Genomic DNA, 14,983 nt, shown 5'->3' with positions numbered 1-14,983 from the left:
ACCACAATCGTGATAGCGCAGACATGACCTATGTTTATCCGGTTATTTCCCGGCGGGCGGGGGGTGTCTCGGTTGGGATTAATTTAAATCCAAATAATGCTTGTAATTGGCGCTGTGTGTATTGCCAGGTACCCGATTTAAAGCGAGGTGCCCCCCCCGAAATTGAACTTAAAAAACTGGAAGCAGAACTGCGCGGATTTTTGCTTGAACTGCTGCACGGTGACTTTATGGTGAAGAGGGTGCCCCCGGAAGCCAGGCGTATTAATGATATCGCATTGTCAGGTAATGGTGAGCCAACGAGCGCCAAAGAGTTTGCGGATGTTATTTTGCTCATTGGTAAATTGATGAGAGAGTTTGATCTTATTGGCAAAATAAAGCTGGTGCTGATTACTAATGGTAGCCTGGTAAATCGTGGCTATGTTCAGCAGGGCTTAAAGCATATGGCCGGCTTAAACGGTGAGGTCTGGTTTAAATTGGATAGCGCGACTGCCGAGGGTATGCGCAGAATAAATGGCTCCAGAATAGGATTGCAGCGCGTGCAGGAGAATTTGCGTGTGGCAGCGTCTCTTTGCCCAACGTGGCTACAAACTTGCGTGTTCGGTATGGACGGTCAGGCACCATCAAATGAAGAACAACATGCTTATTTGGAAATGATAAAAAAATTGGTGAGCGAAGAAGCAGGGGTGAAAGGGGTGTTGCTCTATGGGCTAGCTCGCCCTTCAATGCAGAAAGAAGCGAGTAGGTTATCCGCATTGCCCGAAGAATGGCTGTTGAGTTATGCGAATAAAATCCGTGAGGCGGGGCTGGAAGTAAGGGAAAGCCTTTAGCCGTGTTATCTAATTAGATAACACGGCTAAACATCTTTCAAACTCAAGAAAAACTTAGTGTTCTTCTTTTTTCTTGTTGGTGCGAACCGCTTTCTTCAGGCTCTTGTAAAGATCTGGATGGCTACCCTTCAGATAATCGATGATTTCAAAGTCTTCATGCTTGACTTTGGAAAGATCAACCTGCTCCACATGCACCAGACGTAATAGTTCACGTACAGGTTTAGGCATGGAGCGGCCACTCTCATAGCGTGAACCGCCACTTTGGGTTACACCGATCTGGGTCCAGAACTCTTGCTGGTTCATACCAAGTTTGCGTCTGATATCCCGAGGATTTACGATTTTTTCGAATAGTTTCATATTCTCTACACTTTAAATTATCTAAGGAGATTATGGAATTGACATTACATGCCACTCAATTAAGTACTACTGATACCATGATAGCATAAAAATAGAAAAATTCCAGATCATATGCATTATTGACTTTATCCTAAATCATGTGTATGTCAAAAATTCATGAAGGGTGATATTGGTGTTCCTGGTATTTCGCATGTCATTAATTGGTTATCCGGATAGTTAAAATTGGCATTTGCAACGGATTCATTTAAACGTATTTGAAAAAAACCAGGCGGGATAACGGGGTAAGCTAAGGTTTATAAATTGTAAATTCCACTTTTGTACTCGTTTTATTTGCCTACTTGGGTTAAAATTCCCGCCAGGCAGAAACTGCGTTAACATGCGCATTTTTTTGAGAAATTGTAATTTTATTGTTTTTTTTCAAGGTCTTCGATGGCACTGATAGTACAGAAATATGGCGGCACTTCCGTTGGGAATGTTGATCGTATAAAAAACGTTGCACAGCGCGTAGCAAAATTCAAAATGCTCGGACATCAGGTAGTGGTTGTACTCTCTGCAATGAGTGGAGAAACAAACAAACTGATTGAACTGGCCAAGAGCATTCAAAAAATCCCTGACCCTCGTGAAATGGATGTGCTTGTTTCTACGGGTGAACAGGTGACTATTTCATTGTTGTCCATGGCGCTAAAGGATTTAGGGCTAAAGGCAAAAAGCTACACTGGTTCCCAAGTCAGAATTCTCACTGATGACTCGTTCACAAAGGCGCGTATTGTCAGTATTGATGAAGCCCGAATAAGGGCTGACCTTGATAGTGGCCATGTGGTGGTTGTGGCAGGCTTTCAGGGAGTGGATGAACAAGGCAATATCACCACCTTGGGTCGCGGCGGTTCTGATACCACTGGCGTTGCATTGGCCGCTGCACTTAAAGCGGATGAATGTCAGATTTATACCGACGTAGATGGCGTTTATACGACTGACCCCCGCATTGTGCCAGAGGCCAGACGGCTCAAAAGCATTACTTTTGAAGAAATGCTTGAAATGGCTAGCCTGGGTTCTAAAGTGTTGCAGATTCGTTCTGTCGAGTTTGCAGGGAAATACAAGGTCAAACTGCGCGTACTATCCAGCTTCGAAGAAGGTGGGGACGGTACGTTGATTACCTTTGAGGATGATGAAATTATGGAACAAGCGATTATTTCGGGCATTGCTTTTAACCGCGATGAAGCAAAAATTACAGTAACGGGTGTACCAGACAAGCCAGGTATCGCGTATCAGATTCTAGGGCCAGTTGCAGACGCCAATATTGATGTAGATATGATTATCCAGAACGTTGGTGCAGATGGTACAACAGACTTTACGTTCACAGTACACCGCAACGAGTTTACCAAAGCACTAGACATCCTAAAAAGCGCTCAATCTCAGATCGGTGCGCGCGAAGTATCTGGCGATGACAAAATTGCTAAAGTATCTGTCGTTGGTGTCGGCATGCGTTCTCATGTTGGTATTGCCAGGTCTATGTTTAAAGCTTTGGCAGAAGACGGAATTAACATACAAATGATCTCCACCTCTGAAATTAAGATTTCAGTTGTAATCGATGAAAAGTACCTGGAACTGGCCGTTCGTGTGCTACACAAAGCTTTTAATCTGGATCAGGAACCAGCATAAAGCAAGTTTTTTTGACCTTTTAGATAGTTCGCGGTATTCTACCGCCTCTAAACGGAGAGATGGCCGAGTGGTCGAAGGTACTCCCCTGCTAAGGGAGCGTAGGGTTTATAGCCTTACCGAGGGTTCGAATCCCTCTCTCTCCGCCAACCTTATTCAAGTGCTTGTATTTGCTACAAGTGGTAAATAAATCAATGGGTTGTGGCTAATTGTTGTAGCTAGTATTGTAGCTAAAAACGTAGCTAAGGACTCAAAGATAATGTACATAATTCAGCGCAAGCAGATATTCTGGTTTTCCCGTAAACTCAAAGATTTCACAGGGCGGTTCATTCAACTGGTATCAGGGCCTCAGCTAGTCGGTAAAAACGGGTATATTCGTTTTTCACTAGGAACAGGTAATCGGCGCGAAGCAGAGCAACTTGCTCGTCGTTTTGCAGTTGAAGTTGATGATGTATTGAATCGACATGAAAGCCTGAAACAGTCGTCTGGGCAGACCATTTCGTCTGACGATATTAACCTTGCAGCAGCGACCATGCAGACTTACTTACTGGCTGCGGATGAAACAGTATACAAGTCGGCACTGGAAGCCGTGTTATCCGGCGCAGAAGTTGAACGCACTCCAGATCGGGAAGCAAGCTTTATCCACGAACTTCCTCCTCCTGGCGTAATGGGAGACGCAGAACTGCTGCTCCAATTGCGATCACTGATCCCTTTTTTCATGCTGCAAGCGACGGGCAAATTGCCTTCTGGTCCAGTTGACGCCCGCTATATTCCCTTCGTCACGGCATTTCGCCAAATAACAGAAACCCTGGATAAACGGGCCGAAGGTAAATTTATACCGACACCCCCCGCACCCAAGCCAATCACTAGTGGCAACGGCTCATCTTGCACTTGGGATTACTTGTTGGAGTATTACCATAACCACCACAAAGACTTGTCACCCAGCAGTGTATCGCTGTACAACAGAAATATCCGAGACCTTGCGTTCTATGCTAAATGCCCTCCAGCAGAAATCACGCGCTCACAAATTATCGGATGGCGTGATGAACTGGTAAACACAGTGGCTAAAAAAACGGCATTGACGCGGCTAAGTGCAGCGCGCACTGTTTACCATTATGCCCTTAACAACGAATTATTAGGCGAACGTCGCAATCCATTTGTTGACGTATCCGTGGCAGGAGCAAAAACAGCCAAAAGCAGCAGGAGAGAGTTTTCCCTGGAAGCATTGCAAAAAATCTTCCGCAATCCCCCCTCAATCGATGACATCCCTGCGTCCGCTGGAAAGCATGCCGCACTCTGGATACCCTTGCTTGCATTATATACCGGGGCACGCAGGGAAGAACTTACAGGTCTCCTGATTGAGGAAGTAGGGGAAGTGGAGGGGATCCTTTACTTGCATTTCAAAGATAACACGCTGCGCAAGCTTAAAAAAGATACTTGTGAGCGCATGACGCCAATGCATATCGAGATAATTCGTCTTGGATTTAGTGAATACGTCGCAACTGTTAGGGATTCTGGGGCTGATAGACTGTTTCCAGGAGTGGTTAACTCCGATGGCCTGACTGATTGGTTTGTTCCTTTTGTTAAAGATAGGATCGGCGAATATGATTTCAAACAAGACGTGCATAGCTTTCGCCATACCTTGAAAACGGCTGCGCGGAATATTCCATTGCCCACTGAAATTCATGACGCCATCACCGGACACAAAACCCCCGGTGTTGGCAGTAGTTACGGATCGATAGCCGGGGTAAAAACCCTGAAGCGTGAAATAGATAAAGTGGTCTATGCTGATGTTGTTCTGACGCCACCTGCTATGCCTACAGTGGATGATATCAAGGCATTAATGGCAGATGCGGAGCGCCGACGCATAGCCGGTAGAAACCGAAAGCGGATCAATGACAGCAAAAAACAAGCTGAGAAATGAAATTCTGGAAAACTCTTTAAACATGTAGCTTACCCAATAGACGTATTGATGCAACCACACAATATTGAAAGCCTGACTGAAGAAGCTAAAATACAAGGCTACCGCGAAGTGACGGAAGATGAACGCAAATCCCTGCCCGATCTCTTTAGACGAGCCGGCGTGCCGGAATCGGATGTTGTTGCATCTTGCTCTAAAACCAATGGCGGGAATTTAGGGGTATCAGGCAGTTTCGTAACAAAAGCAGTCGCTTGTGAATTTGCTCAATAGCGGACATTCAAATGGAATCATGGAATCTTGTAGGGATTCTTTACACCCCTCGAAATGAAATTAGATTTCCGCACTATCCACCAGCTACGTGCCATATGCGGAAATTCGCGTTGAGAGCTGCGGCAGTCTCAAAGTCGGCCAAAGTGTTCGTTTATTGAAGACCCCCGCAGTTTGCCAAATCTCGCTTTGGGGAACCATGACCAAACAGGCGATCAGCGAGCTAGGGGTTTTTAAAAATTGGCTTGATCTTTACATATTTCATTTAATTGATACATGCATAATTAAAATCATTTAAGATGTAATGCGGGACGCGAGCCCTGAGTGGATTGAGTCTGTTATATTTCCTCAAAAACTGTGACTTATTTCAAGCAAGAAATTACTTTTGGGGCTAGGTGAACAAAAAAACAATTTGTATAAATCGAGAAAAATGTAAATCAGGTTACCCCTTCAAATAACTAAAATGGGTATTTATATGATAAGAAAAACAATTGGTTCAATCCTCGTCGGCACTGCCTCTCTACTCCTATTTTTAAGTCCAGGGTGGTATTTAATGTTCTGCTTTGGAGCTTATATCCTTTTTGCAGTATCTTTTGTCAAGGGTTTGATGATAACCATGGCGGCTGTTATTGGTGGTTTTGTTATTCAATATTTATCTGGACTGCTATTGCTTGCTGGTTCATTTTTTGGCAGAAATCAAGATTAAAAAGTTTGAATAGTTTGGAATACAGCTTCGGTTCATAACAGGAATCCTAAATTTTCTGTGGAAATATATTTGGCAATCATCAACTAATAAAAAACAAGCAAGGATTAAGGTGAAGCAAATTCATAACCCACGCTTTTAGTGTTATTGGATATTTGAATGGAGAGCAACTATCATGTTTAAAAAACTATTTCGGGTATTTACTCGAAAAAAAATGAGCATTGCAGAATGCATAGAAAGTGCTAAAACGATTTCGCAGGCGACGAATAAATTAATAACGCTACAGCTAACGCTGGCAGAAAGAAAGCCTACTACTCTTCTCACGAATGATGTATTACCGTTCTTTCTCGGATATGTATGGGGCTTTTCTGACAGTTTTGCGCAATATTTTGCAGAATCCACAAATAAAAAATATGATCAGTCAGTAAGTACCACAACATCTGCTCAAGTACTTGAGCAGATGTTCGGTGTTGAGAAAGGGGAAAGTTTATTCAACTTGCTATGGACTTTATCAGGGGGGCTCTTTGATATTGGACAGCAGAGAGGGGCTTATGATGTAAGTTTGTTTGTTACAAAAAAGGGGGCGCTATCTTTGACTCAGTTCTTGATAGAGCACAAATCAGAATCATAGCGACTTAAATGTTTACCCATTATCCCGCAGCTTCTGCGCAAAGAGCCATACAAAATAGTTTTTTCTAAAGTTGATTATCATTATTCGATTTTAATCTGAGTATTATTTGGGTTATATGTAGTTTCACCACTTAGGGGAAAAGAGTATCCATGATTGTCGATTTTGATCTCAAAAGAGGAATCAGCGCATTTGAGGTAGACGATTATGTAACGTCATTGAGATGTCTTGAACCTTTGGCAATAAAAGGGAACTCAATAGCTCAACTGTATATGGGCTATATGCACATGTCTGGGTACGGTGATGTCATTTCAGAAAACTCTGTTCAAGCTCAGCACTGGTTTAGTCTCGCGGCACATCAGGGAAATGCGGAGGCTCAGTTCCAATATGCTCTGCGTTTTTTACTCAGTAAACAGAACATTGAAAGCAATCTGGACGCTATTAGTTGGTTAGAAAAGGCTGCGAAACAAGGGCATGAAATTGCTAAAAATAACTTAAAGGTGCGTCATTTCGACTTCCTAGTAAAATTGCCAGATGATGCAAAGTCTTTTCACGTTTTAACACGTCTTGCAAAATATGAGAATTGCTCTGCTCAATTCATACTTGGCGTGGCCTACGACACGGGGTGTTTCGGTGTCCAGCAGGATTTATCAAATGCAGCATTCTGGTACCGAAAAGCAGCCGAGGCAGGTTCAACTGCTGCACAAACAAACTTAGGCATGATGTATGCTCGTGGAATTGGCATATCTCAGGATAGCTTTGAAGCCTGCAAATGGTACCTGAAAGCGGCTGAACAAGGTGAAGCGGTTGCACAGCATAATCTTGGCTTGATGTGCGAGCATGGGCGTGGTGTGCCTAAGAACGATGTACTTGCTGCTGAGTGGTATCTTAAGGCAGCCAATCAAGGTTTTGATTTGGCTCAGCATAACATTGGACTTGCCTACAAATTTGGGCGCGGGGTGGCAAAGGATGGGGGATTGGCATACCAGTGGTTTATGAAGGCGACTGAACATGGAAATGCTGGTGCACAGTTTCAAGTTGGACGTTGCCTTGAATGCGGAACTGGTGTTCGGCAAAATTATGCCGAGGCGGCTAAATGGTACCGACTTGCCTCAGAACAGGATGAGGCAATGGCCTGCCAGAATCTTGGCTACCTCTACGAACATGGTTATGGTGTGCCTAAGGATCATCGGGAGGCTATGGCCTTTTACCGTAAAGGCGCCGAATTGGGCTTGGCCTCATCTCAATGCTGCCTAGCATTTATGTATCAGCAGGGCGAGAATACTCCTAAAGACTTGGGGGAATCTATTAAATGGTATAGAGAGGCTGCTAACAAGGGAGATCAGCGAGCTATTGATGCGCTTGCAAGGTTGAATGTGAGAAGTTAAAAAGAAATCTCGGAATAAAATCTATCAATAAAGCATTTATGCAAGTTGTTAGCTTCGGCTGACTGCTACGAGCTGTTGATCGGACCTATGATAATAAGGCTATGATCGCCTACTTGGGTCGTGAATACGCATTCGCCTTTCCCCAAAACGGCCATTGGCTTGGATTCCATGGCGAACTTGCGTCGTGTGCCATGAAAAGTTATTAGAATCAGTTTGGTTTAAGGTTGGGAAGGTAGCAAACAGCGACCATTCAGAGTGGGATTTGTAGAGGAAAATTTCTACAGCTTCAACGACCAAGCGCAGATGTCGGTTGGAGCGTTTTGTTAGGGGTAGTTGTTCACTGTTCCTTTATAGGCCACCATTTATTAGGGTACTGAAGACGTGCTGAAAGTCTTCCAGCATTCGCCTATTGAACTCGTTGTTTGACTCCAAAAGTAATTCTCTTACATGAATATCGATCTCTGAAAATCCAATTTTAATCCCCAGTTTATTTACAATATGGGAGCAACAATATGCATAAAACACCAAACGGACCCAGAGTATTGGCTTTCCCATAATTGTAAAATCTTGAATCAAGTCCACAAGCGGACCAAGCACTTCCTTTCCATGCACCGATAAAAGAAATTGTTCAAATTCTTTGAAGTGCATGGGACGATTTAATGTGCCGTCCACAACAATAAGAGAACTAACGATCTTTGAGATTGAATGATGAAACAAATGCTGCGTTTGGTGATTCCAGTCCTCATCCGGGTTGTTTAGTATTGGTTTGTCGCCTTTTAATGCTTCATACCCGAGCTTTTTAAATACAAGTAGATCTACTGCTTCTTTGTCAACGGAAAAATCCGTTACAGCTATCTGCTTTTCTATCAACTCCGATATGACTAATGGTTGTAATATTCTGTATAACGTACTTTGCCCGTAATAGTTTGTGGGGCTTAGAGAGTAAGAAATTCCTTCTAATCCAAACGCTCGTATATGGAGCGCCAAATCACGGCATGCAATGAGTAGCTGAAACTTAAGTGGACCTATTGCTGAATAGAGTCTGGTTTTTGCGGCTAACTGGTACTGTCTATTTGCATTCGTATCTGCCAGTTCATTTTCTATTTCTTTCCTTATATTGCCTTTTGTTTTTTCAAGTTCAGTATTTAGTCGATGGTCTACCCACCTTTTTCCGAGCCACCAAGCCCCTACTGCCGTCACCCCAACTGACGACAATATAGAAGAAATCAACGTTGTTAAGTTTAGGTCTGGCATATGAATATTCCTTAAACCCTAACGCCCCGCATAACTGGAAATTTGCCTAGCGTAGCAAATTATTCGATTAAATGCGTTTGTTAGCCGTTTATTGAGAAAGCATGAGCACTTGCGTACCTTTTTCCGTTAAAGCTAGTTGATAATTTCCATTTACACTGGCAAGAACACCGCAGAAAAAACCTTTTTCTCCATGAAAAATGCCAACGCCTTTTCCAGGATTGTAAAATAGCCTCTTACCTTTGGTTGAGAAAAAATTTATCACACCGTTATCTACCCTTACATAATAACCGACTCGATATGACTTTCCGTTTTCCTCAAGAATAAGTCGTTTATCTCCACTTGCACCATTGTTATGGTTTGATGAGCTATTATCATAGTTACTTTCTGAGTTGTTGTAATTACTCGGCGAATTATCATAATTACTAACCGAATTATCGTAATTACTTGACGAGTTAACATAGTTACTGGGTGATAAGTCGTAAGACAAGCTCGATTCTTTGACAAATGAAACTAAAAGGTCTGCCTGCGCAATCGACGCGAAAGTTAAAAATATTAGGAATGTAAAAGCGCGCATATATTCTCCTCAGACGGCTAATAAAGCGGGCTTATTATCGATAACAACATGATTAACAAGGTACTCTATAAATAATCTGTCCGCATATTATGCAATGGTACAGACAGGTAGGCTGTATGTCTGTTTTATGATGTTGAACTGAAGCTGAATGACAAGGTAATGAATGACCGAAAGGATCGGGAGTACGCATTCGACTTTCCAAAAAGCAGCCATTTGCAAGTGGCGGAAGCTTGTTAGAATCGGTGGCCGACCTTACTGTAGAACAACTGGCGGGTTTGAAGTTCAATACGCATTTAGCAAAGATGCAGAAATAAGGGCAAGTTACCTTGGCCAACGTCCCATAAATCTGTCTAAAAGGGCCATTTTGCGTACAGTTTCCTTCCATGCACGCAAACGATCACGCTCAGCTTTAATATCAGCTAATTCCCGTTTTAACAGCCCCAGGTCAGTCATTGCAATTACTGACTTTGCTTTCTCTTTTTCAAGATCGGCAGTAATTAATTGAATCTCAGGCCCGGCAAGCTCAAGAATTGCTGCCTTTGCTGTTTTTCCTGCCTTGGCTGCCGCGGCCAGCTGCTTAATCACTGCTTCGGTTTCTGCGTTGGCCACCACGTTAACCGGTTTTAAGCCTAAAACTGCATTTTTTTCTCGATGCTTCGCAACACGTAAAGCCGCCTTTGTTTTATTAGTTCTAAACCAAGTTTTCACAGGAACCAGACCCCCAGCAATCAGATCTTCGTCGGATAAGGGCTCGCCAGATGGAGGGTAATCCGGTACTTGCTCAATAAATTTAGAAGGCCGGATTGGCACCAACTTGGAAGTGGTATTTTCGTATTTTTCGTCCATATTTATTCCAGAGGTGTTACAAGAACGTTACTTGTAATATAGAAACATAGATTTTTAATTGCATTCTTTCGCCGGCAGGGTTTAAAAGCACGGTATGCCTGCGAACTAGAGGGGTGGATTTTCAAAACCAGTCCAACTCTCATTAGTCCAGACTCGGTGAAACTCAATCTGGTTTGTCCAAAATTCTGATTGGTAACTCGGCCCCAACAAACTCATTAATTGCCTCTCTAACCGCTGAGGAAAGCTCGCTATGTGCTTTTCAGTCATGATGAACCGGACTCTATCCAGCCATAAATCGTCAGCTGGTGGATTTAAAGGGATTCTGTTTCCTGAAATGGGGAAAGCAGTATTGATCAACCAATTAGCCAGTTTCTTTAGATCCCTGCCGCCGCGAACCGACGCCTCCACTTCAACCCAAGTCACCAATCGATTTGAATCAACTGCTAATAAATCAGGAACTTTACCCCCGACGTTTTTTATCGGGGATCTCATCGGGTTGCGAGCACTTTCCCCGACACTTTGGATATCGCGTTCAGTCCAGATGTTATAACCCTCTTGCAGTAGTTTGATTCCCGCCCAATTCGCAGCATCCCGATGTTTGCTGATTTCTCTCACGAGGTCTTTTCCAGAACTCGCGTTCAGCCCGGTTAGAGAAGACAGCAAACAAGCCCCTGGCTCACTCAGCGTATGGTGATCTGGCGCGTTGAATCCGCCTGACTTTCTGATAATCAAGTTGGCTCCTTCCATGCGCTGAAGTGTTCGCCTGGCGAGCCGATCTTTTTGGGAGGCATGGGAATAGACCAGGGCTGCGATTTGTTGCGCGGTAAGATATCCAAAAACGTGGAGATACCGCAATATTTCGATCTCACGATCCCGAGCTATCTCTTTGCTTGGAGCTTTTTTTTCTGGTTGCATAATCGTCGCTATATTGAGTTGATGATGTCTAATATAGCGACCAGCTATCCATAGTGTGCCGGCTGGCGTACCGCACGCAAACGGTACACCTAAAAATGAGCAAAACCTGCTCATTTCCTAAACCGTCCGGGATAGTCCCGGACATAGGCGACCACCCCCCGAAAGGCACGCGGCTAGGGCCGCTTCGGGGGGCTCTATGGACTGGACGTCCATAGTCACCTAAAACCCAGCGATCACCCCTTTCACCCCGCTAGCGCGGGGCTCACCCCTCCGGGGAATGATCGGGGCTTTGCCCCCAAACCACTACCAGCCGCTAGGGCGGCTTAACTCACTGTCGTTCGTTTACGTAGTTCGGCTCCCCCAGCGGCACTGGTCTAGGGACCAGTACTGATTGGCTGGACGCCAATCACCGCATAGCGGCTTAAAGTCAAAAGCCAGGTCAAAACCAATCCGTTTGTTCCTATATCCATTGAAAACTGGAATAGTGCTTTTTTCTGGGAAAATATTTGTTTTTTGCGGTTGGGATTGTCTGGCCAGCGTCCATGTGAAAACGGTGGTGATATCTATTTGTGCAGTAAACATTTACTCAATAAAGGACGGCCTTTGTGTATTTCACTAAAGCCAGCCACCAGTTCCAATCCAAGATCACCCCTAGTCATTTAGCTAAAAATTATGTAAGGAATTTTTTTATCATTTGTCTTTATTTTAGCCTTTGTTTATGCAATAATTCCGTCTCTGATCAGTAGCGCGTTACATGGTTTGAAATGTAGCTATTGATTGTAACTAGGTGCTACATCTGGTTATTTGCAACACATTGATTTATAGCGATTAGTTTGGGATGATTGCGAATCCCTCTCTCTCCGCCATAATTTGCATGGTGGTTATTTTATGTGTATAATGCCTCCTGCAATATGCGCCCGTAGCTCAGCTGGATAGAGTACTTGGCTACGAACCAAGGGGTCGGGCGTTCGAATCGCTCCGGGCGCACCAAAAAATAAAAGGGTTAGATCTTAAGATCTAACCCTTTTTTCATTTCTAGCCATCTACTTTAATCGCTTGAGTGATGTAGAGTGCATTTAATCCCAATATGCTAAATGTTCTGTAACCTAACTTTCATGTTTTCTTCATGAAATTCACATCTCACGCAATTAAACTTCTGCTGGATTCATAGAAATCCCAATTTTTACTTATGAAGCTACGAATCTTGGCTTCATTTAGATATGTATATTCAGGAGAATTAAAATGATGAAGCGGAAGTTGCTTGTAAGTGCTGTCTTATCAACTTTATATGCGCCTTTTGGCATGGCAGATATGCCAGTTGTGAGTGTGGAATTCACCGAAACAAAAGCACCGATTACAACTGAACAATTGCAAAAAGCTTACACTGAATCCAGTGCTATTGTGACTTATGCTAATGGTAAAAAATCAATATTCCCATTAAGTTACAATGCGCTTTATAGTTCAGGCGAACAGATTGGTAATTGGAAGGCAGGCACTATAGTCGATAAAAATGGCAATATTCTTCAAACCGCTCAGATAGATGAAGCCGGTACAACCGCGCAAGGTCCGTTCTATGCGCATAGCCCTGATGCTAATTCGCTGATGAAGCAGGGCGACAACATTTTTCTGGTAACCCACCTTGAATATGATACTGAAGCGCCAAACGTCAATCCGAGCAAGCCAATGGTTAGTATGTATGGTGCGTTGCCAATGGTAATGAACCTGGCTTCAATCAAGCAGAATCACCGTAATGGAATGTTGAACGCGTTTGATTTGAAGAACGTGGATATGAGTGGTGTGGATGGATTATGGATTCCTTGTGCTGGTGAATTGACACCGTGGAATACCCATATTGGCGGCGAAGAATATGAACCGGATGCAAGAGCCTTCCAAAGCAAGCCTCTTACTGCGATGAACCTGTTTCTGGATGCGTCTGCACAACTGCCACCTAACGGTGCTAATCCTTACAAATACGGCATGATCACGGAAGTGACAGTGAGCAAGAAAGGTAACTCTGAAGTAGTTAAACATTATGCCATGGGCCGACTGGCTAATGAACTGGCCCATGTGATGCCTGATGGTAGAACCGCTTATAAAGGGGATGATGGCAGAGATGTTGTGCTCACCATGTTTGTTGCTGATAAAGCAAAAGACTTGAGCAAAGGTACAATTTATGCTGCGAAGCTGCAGCAAAACGATGGTAGCAACGGCGGTCAATTCGGTATTCAATGGATTAAGCTCGGTCATGCTTCAGATAGCGAAATCAACGCGATTGTAGCTAGTGGTATCCAGTTTTCTGATATTTTCGATATTGCCAGTAAAACTGAGTATCAGGCAAACCCTGCTGCCTATGCAGACTACAAGGCTGTCTACGCTTACACAGGTACAGGTGGAAAGACTGCTCTGGAGTACTTGAAAGTAAAAGCAGGAATGGATAAAGCCGCCGCTTTTCTTGAGACGCGCCGTTACGCAGCCTACATGGGTGCAACAACGGAGTTCACAAAGATGGAAGGTGAAACCTCAAACAATGCAGATAAGAAATTGTATGTTGCTATGTCATATGTTCAAAATAGCATGCTTGCAGGGCAGAATGCTGATCATCCGGCAGATGACATTCATCTGGACAGCGATCCAAAAGATCTGGCTTGCGGCATTGTTTATGAGTCAAATCTGAAAGGTGGGCAGCAGGATACATCAGGTAATCCTATAAATAGTCAATGGGTAGCAACTGATATGAATGCACTGCTGATGGGAGCGCAGAAGCCTGCTACGCAAACGGCTTATGGAACCTATGACAAATGTGACACAGACAAGATGGCTAACCCTGATAACCTGAAATACTCAGAAGCTATGCGTACTTTGTTTATTGGAGAGGATAGTGGTAACCATCTGAACAACTTCCTGTGGGCATACAATGTAGACACCAAAAAATCTACCCGCATCGCAACCAACCGAGCTGGTGCAGAGTGGACGGGGCTGCAGGCTGTTGATGATATGAATGGTTTTGCCTATATCATGTCCAACATTCAGCACCCGGGTGCCGCTGATGATCTTTCTGGGTACAAGAGCAAAATACCTGAATTTGATGCATTCAGAGCGGGAATTGACCAACGAGGTGTTGTTGGTTATATCGGAGGATTGCCTGCAATCAAGGTGAAAAAAACAGAAGAACATCACGAACACGAAATTGATGGAAATGACGATGACTAACACCTAGCAGTTTACCCGTGGTAAACGGGGATGATGTATTGAAAGCAACCTTAACCGGTTGCTTTTTTTATTGCTGAAACTGTGAATTCAATGGTTTTGGTTAAATATTTGCAAGTGTAAAAAATAGGGTGCGATTGATTTCGCAAATATGGATTATGATTCCTTAGTTTAAGCAATAACATGTACATCGCTGAAACCATATAACGAGTTGATCTGGTAAATAATAATTGGGAGGATGTTGATGAGTGTAAGGGATGCATTTCGCTGGATGACGAAACTTAATGCAAAGAACAGGCTGATATTGTCAGCAGGGATTGCGGTGCTGATTTACTTTGCATTGCCAGTCAGTAGTGTCCGGTTAAATCGCGAATCGAGCCGCCAAGATCCAATCTGGGCGGGGTTTAGAAAGCAAAATATTTTGGTGCCGATTTGAAATC

14 protein-coding genes and 2 tRNA genes are annotated in these 14,983 nt (G+C 43.7%); 11 read left to right on the top strand and 5 right to left on the bottom strand.

Annotated elements, in window-relative coordinates:
- The first annotated feature begins 23 nt into the window (after positions 1–23).
- Complete coding sequence (locus tag EDC63_RS16130; protein ID WP_124946697.1) at positions 24–827, top strand: radical SAM protein; 804 nt, start codon at positions 24–26, stop codon at positions 825–827.
- Positions 828–881: 54 nt separating this feature from the next.
- On the opposite strand, the gene EDC63_RS16125 is transcribed toward EDC63_RS16130, so the two are convergent.
- A complete protein-coding gene (locus EDC63_RS16125; protein ID WP_124946664.1) occupies positions 882–1,184 on the bottom strand; it encodes a helix-turn-helix domain-containing protein in 303 nt (100 codons plus the stop codon).
- A gap of 429 nt (positions 1,185–1,613) precedes the next feature.
- Between EDC63_RS16125 and EDC63_RS16120 the strand changes: the two genes are divergently transcribed.
- The 7 genes from EDC63_RS16120 (at position 1,614) to EDC63_RS16090 (ending at position 7,747) form a co-directional block, all read left to right on the top strand.
- On the top strand, positions 1,614–2,843 hold the full coding sequence (locus EDC63_RS16120) for an aspartate kinase (protein ID WP_124946663.1): 1,230 nt from the start codon (positions 1,614–1,616) through the stop codon (positions 2,841–2,843).
- Positions 2,844–2,896: 53 nt separating this feature from the next.
- Positions 2,897–2,989: transfer RNA gene (locus EDC63_RS16115), tRNA-Ser, on the top strand.
- A gap of 110 nt (positions 2,990–3,099) precedes the next feature.
- Positions 3,100–4,764 (top strand): hypothetical protein, encoded by a 1,665-nt coding sequence (locus tag EDC63_RS16110; protein ID WP_124946662.1) that lies wholly within the window; start codon positions 3,100–3,102, stop codon positions 4,762–4,764.
- Between the two features lie 48 nt (positions 4,765–4,812).
- Positions 4,813–5,031: a hypothetical protein gene (locus EDC63_RS16105; RefSeq protein ID WP_124946661.1), complete on the top strand. Its 219-nt coding sequence runs from the start codon at positions 4,813–4,815 to the stop codon at positions 5,029–5,031.
- A 460-nt stretch (positions 5,032–5,491) separates the two neighbouring features.
- Complete coding sequence (locus EDC63_RS16100; protein ID WP_165923019.1) at positions 5,492–5,734, top strand: hypothetical protein; 243 nt, start codon at positions 5,492–5,494, stop codon at positions 5,732–5,734.
- A 172-nt stretch (positions 5,735–5,906) separates the two neighbouring features.
- The gene (locus EDC63_RS16095; protein WP_124946659.1) at positions 5,907–6,362 is read left to right on the top strand and encodes a hypothetical protein; all 456 of its coding nucleotides are present in this window, start codon (positions 5,907–5,909) and stop codon (positions 6,360–6,362) included.
- 149 nt (positions 6,363–6,511) lie between these two features.
- Positions 6,512–7,747: an SEL1-like repeat protein gene (locus EDC63_RS16090; RefSeq protein ID WP_124946658.1), complete on the top strand. Its 1,236-nt coding sequence runs from the start codon at positions 6,512–6,514 to the stop codon at positions 7,745–7,747.
- Between the two features lie 348 nt (positions 7,748–8,095).
- On the opposite strand, the gene EDC63_RS16085 is transcribed toward EDC63_RS16090, so the two are convergent.
- The 4 genes from EDC63_RS16085 to EDC63_RS16070 all read right to left on the bottom strand — a co-directional run bounded on the left by EDC63_RS16085 (position 8,096) and on the right by EDC63_RS16070 (position 11,450).
- A complete protein-coding gene (locus EDC63_RS16085; RefSeq protein WP_124946657.1) occupies positions 8,096–9,001 on the bottom strand; it encodes a hypothetical protein in 906 nt (301 codons plus the stop codon).
- 88 nt (positions 9,002–9,089) lie between these two features.
- Complete coding sequence (locus EDC63_RS16080) at positions 9,090–9,575, bottom strand: hypothetical protein (RefSeq protein WP_124946656.1); 486 nt, start codon at positions 9,573–9,575, stop codon at positions 9,090–9,092.
- A 321-nt stretch (positions 9,576–9,896) separates the two neighbouring features.
- Positions 9,897–10,421, bottom strand: coding sequence for a hypothetical protein (locus EDC63_RS16075; RefSeq protein ID WP_124946655.1), 525 nt, complete (start codon positions 10,419–10,421; stop codon positions 9,897–9,899).
- Between the two features lie 105 nt (positions 10,422–10,526).
- The gene (locus EDC63_RS16070; protein WP_124946654.1) at positions 10,527–11,450 is read right to left on the bottom strand and encodes a hypothetical protein; all 924 of its coding nucleotides are present in this window, start codon (positions 11,448–11,450) and stop codon (positions 10,527–10,529) included.
- 799 nt (positions 11,451–12,249) lie between these two features.
- Here EDC63_RS16070 and EDC63_RS16065 point away from each other — a divergent pair.
- From EDC63_RS16065 to EDC63_RS16055, 3 genes are all read left to right on the top strand, one after another.
- A tRNA-Arg gene (locus EDC63_RS16065) sits at positions 12,250–12,326 on the top strand.
- A 252-nt stretch (positions 12,327–12,578) separates the two neighbouring features.
- Entirely contained in the window at positions 12,579–14,546 is a 1,968-nt protein-coding gene (locus EDC63_RS16060) for a PhoX family protein (RefSeq protein ID WP_124946653.1), read from the top strand.
- Between the two features lie 241 nt (positions 14,547–14,787).
- Positions 14,788–14,979, top strand: a complete 192-nt coding sequence (locus EDC63_RS16055) for a hypothetical protein (RefSeq protein ID WP_132920958.1) — start codon at positions 14,788–14,790, stop codon at positions 14,977–14,979.
- Positions 14,980–14,983: the final 4 nt, after the last annotated feature.

Source organism: Sulfurirhabdus autotrophica (genome assembly GCF_004346685.1).
Classification (GTDB): Bacteria; Pseudomonadota; Gammaproteobacteria; order Burkholderiales; family SMCO01; genus Sulfurirhabdus; species Sulfurirhabdus autotrophica.
This window is presented reverse-complemented; position numbering and strand designations above follow the sequence as displayed.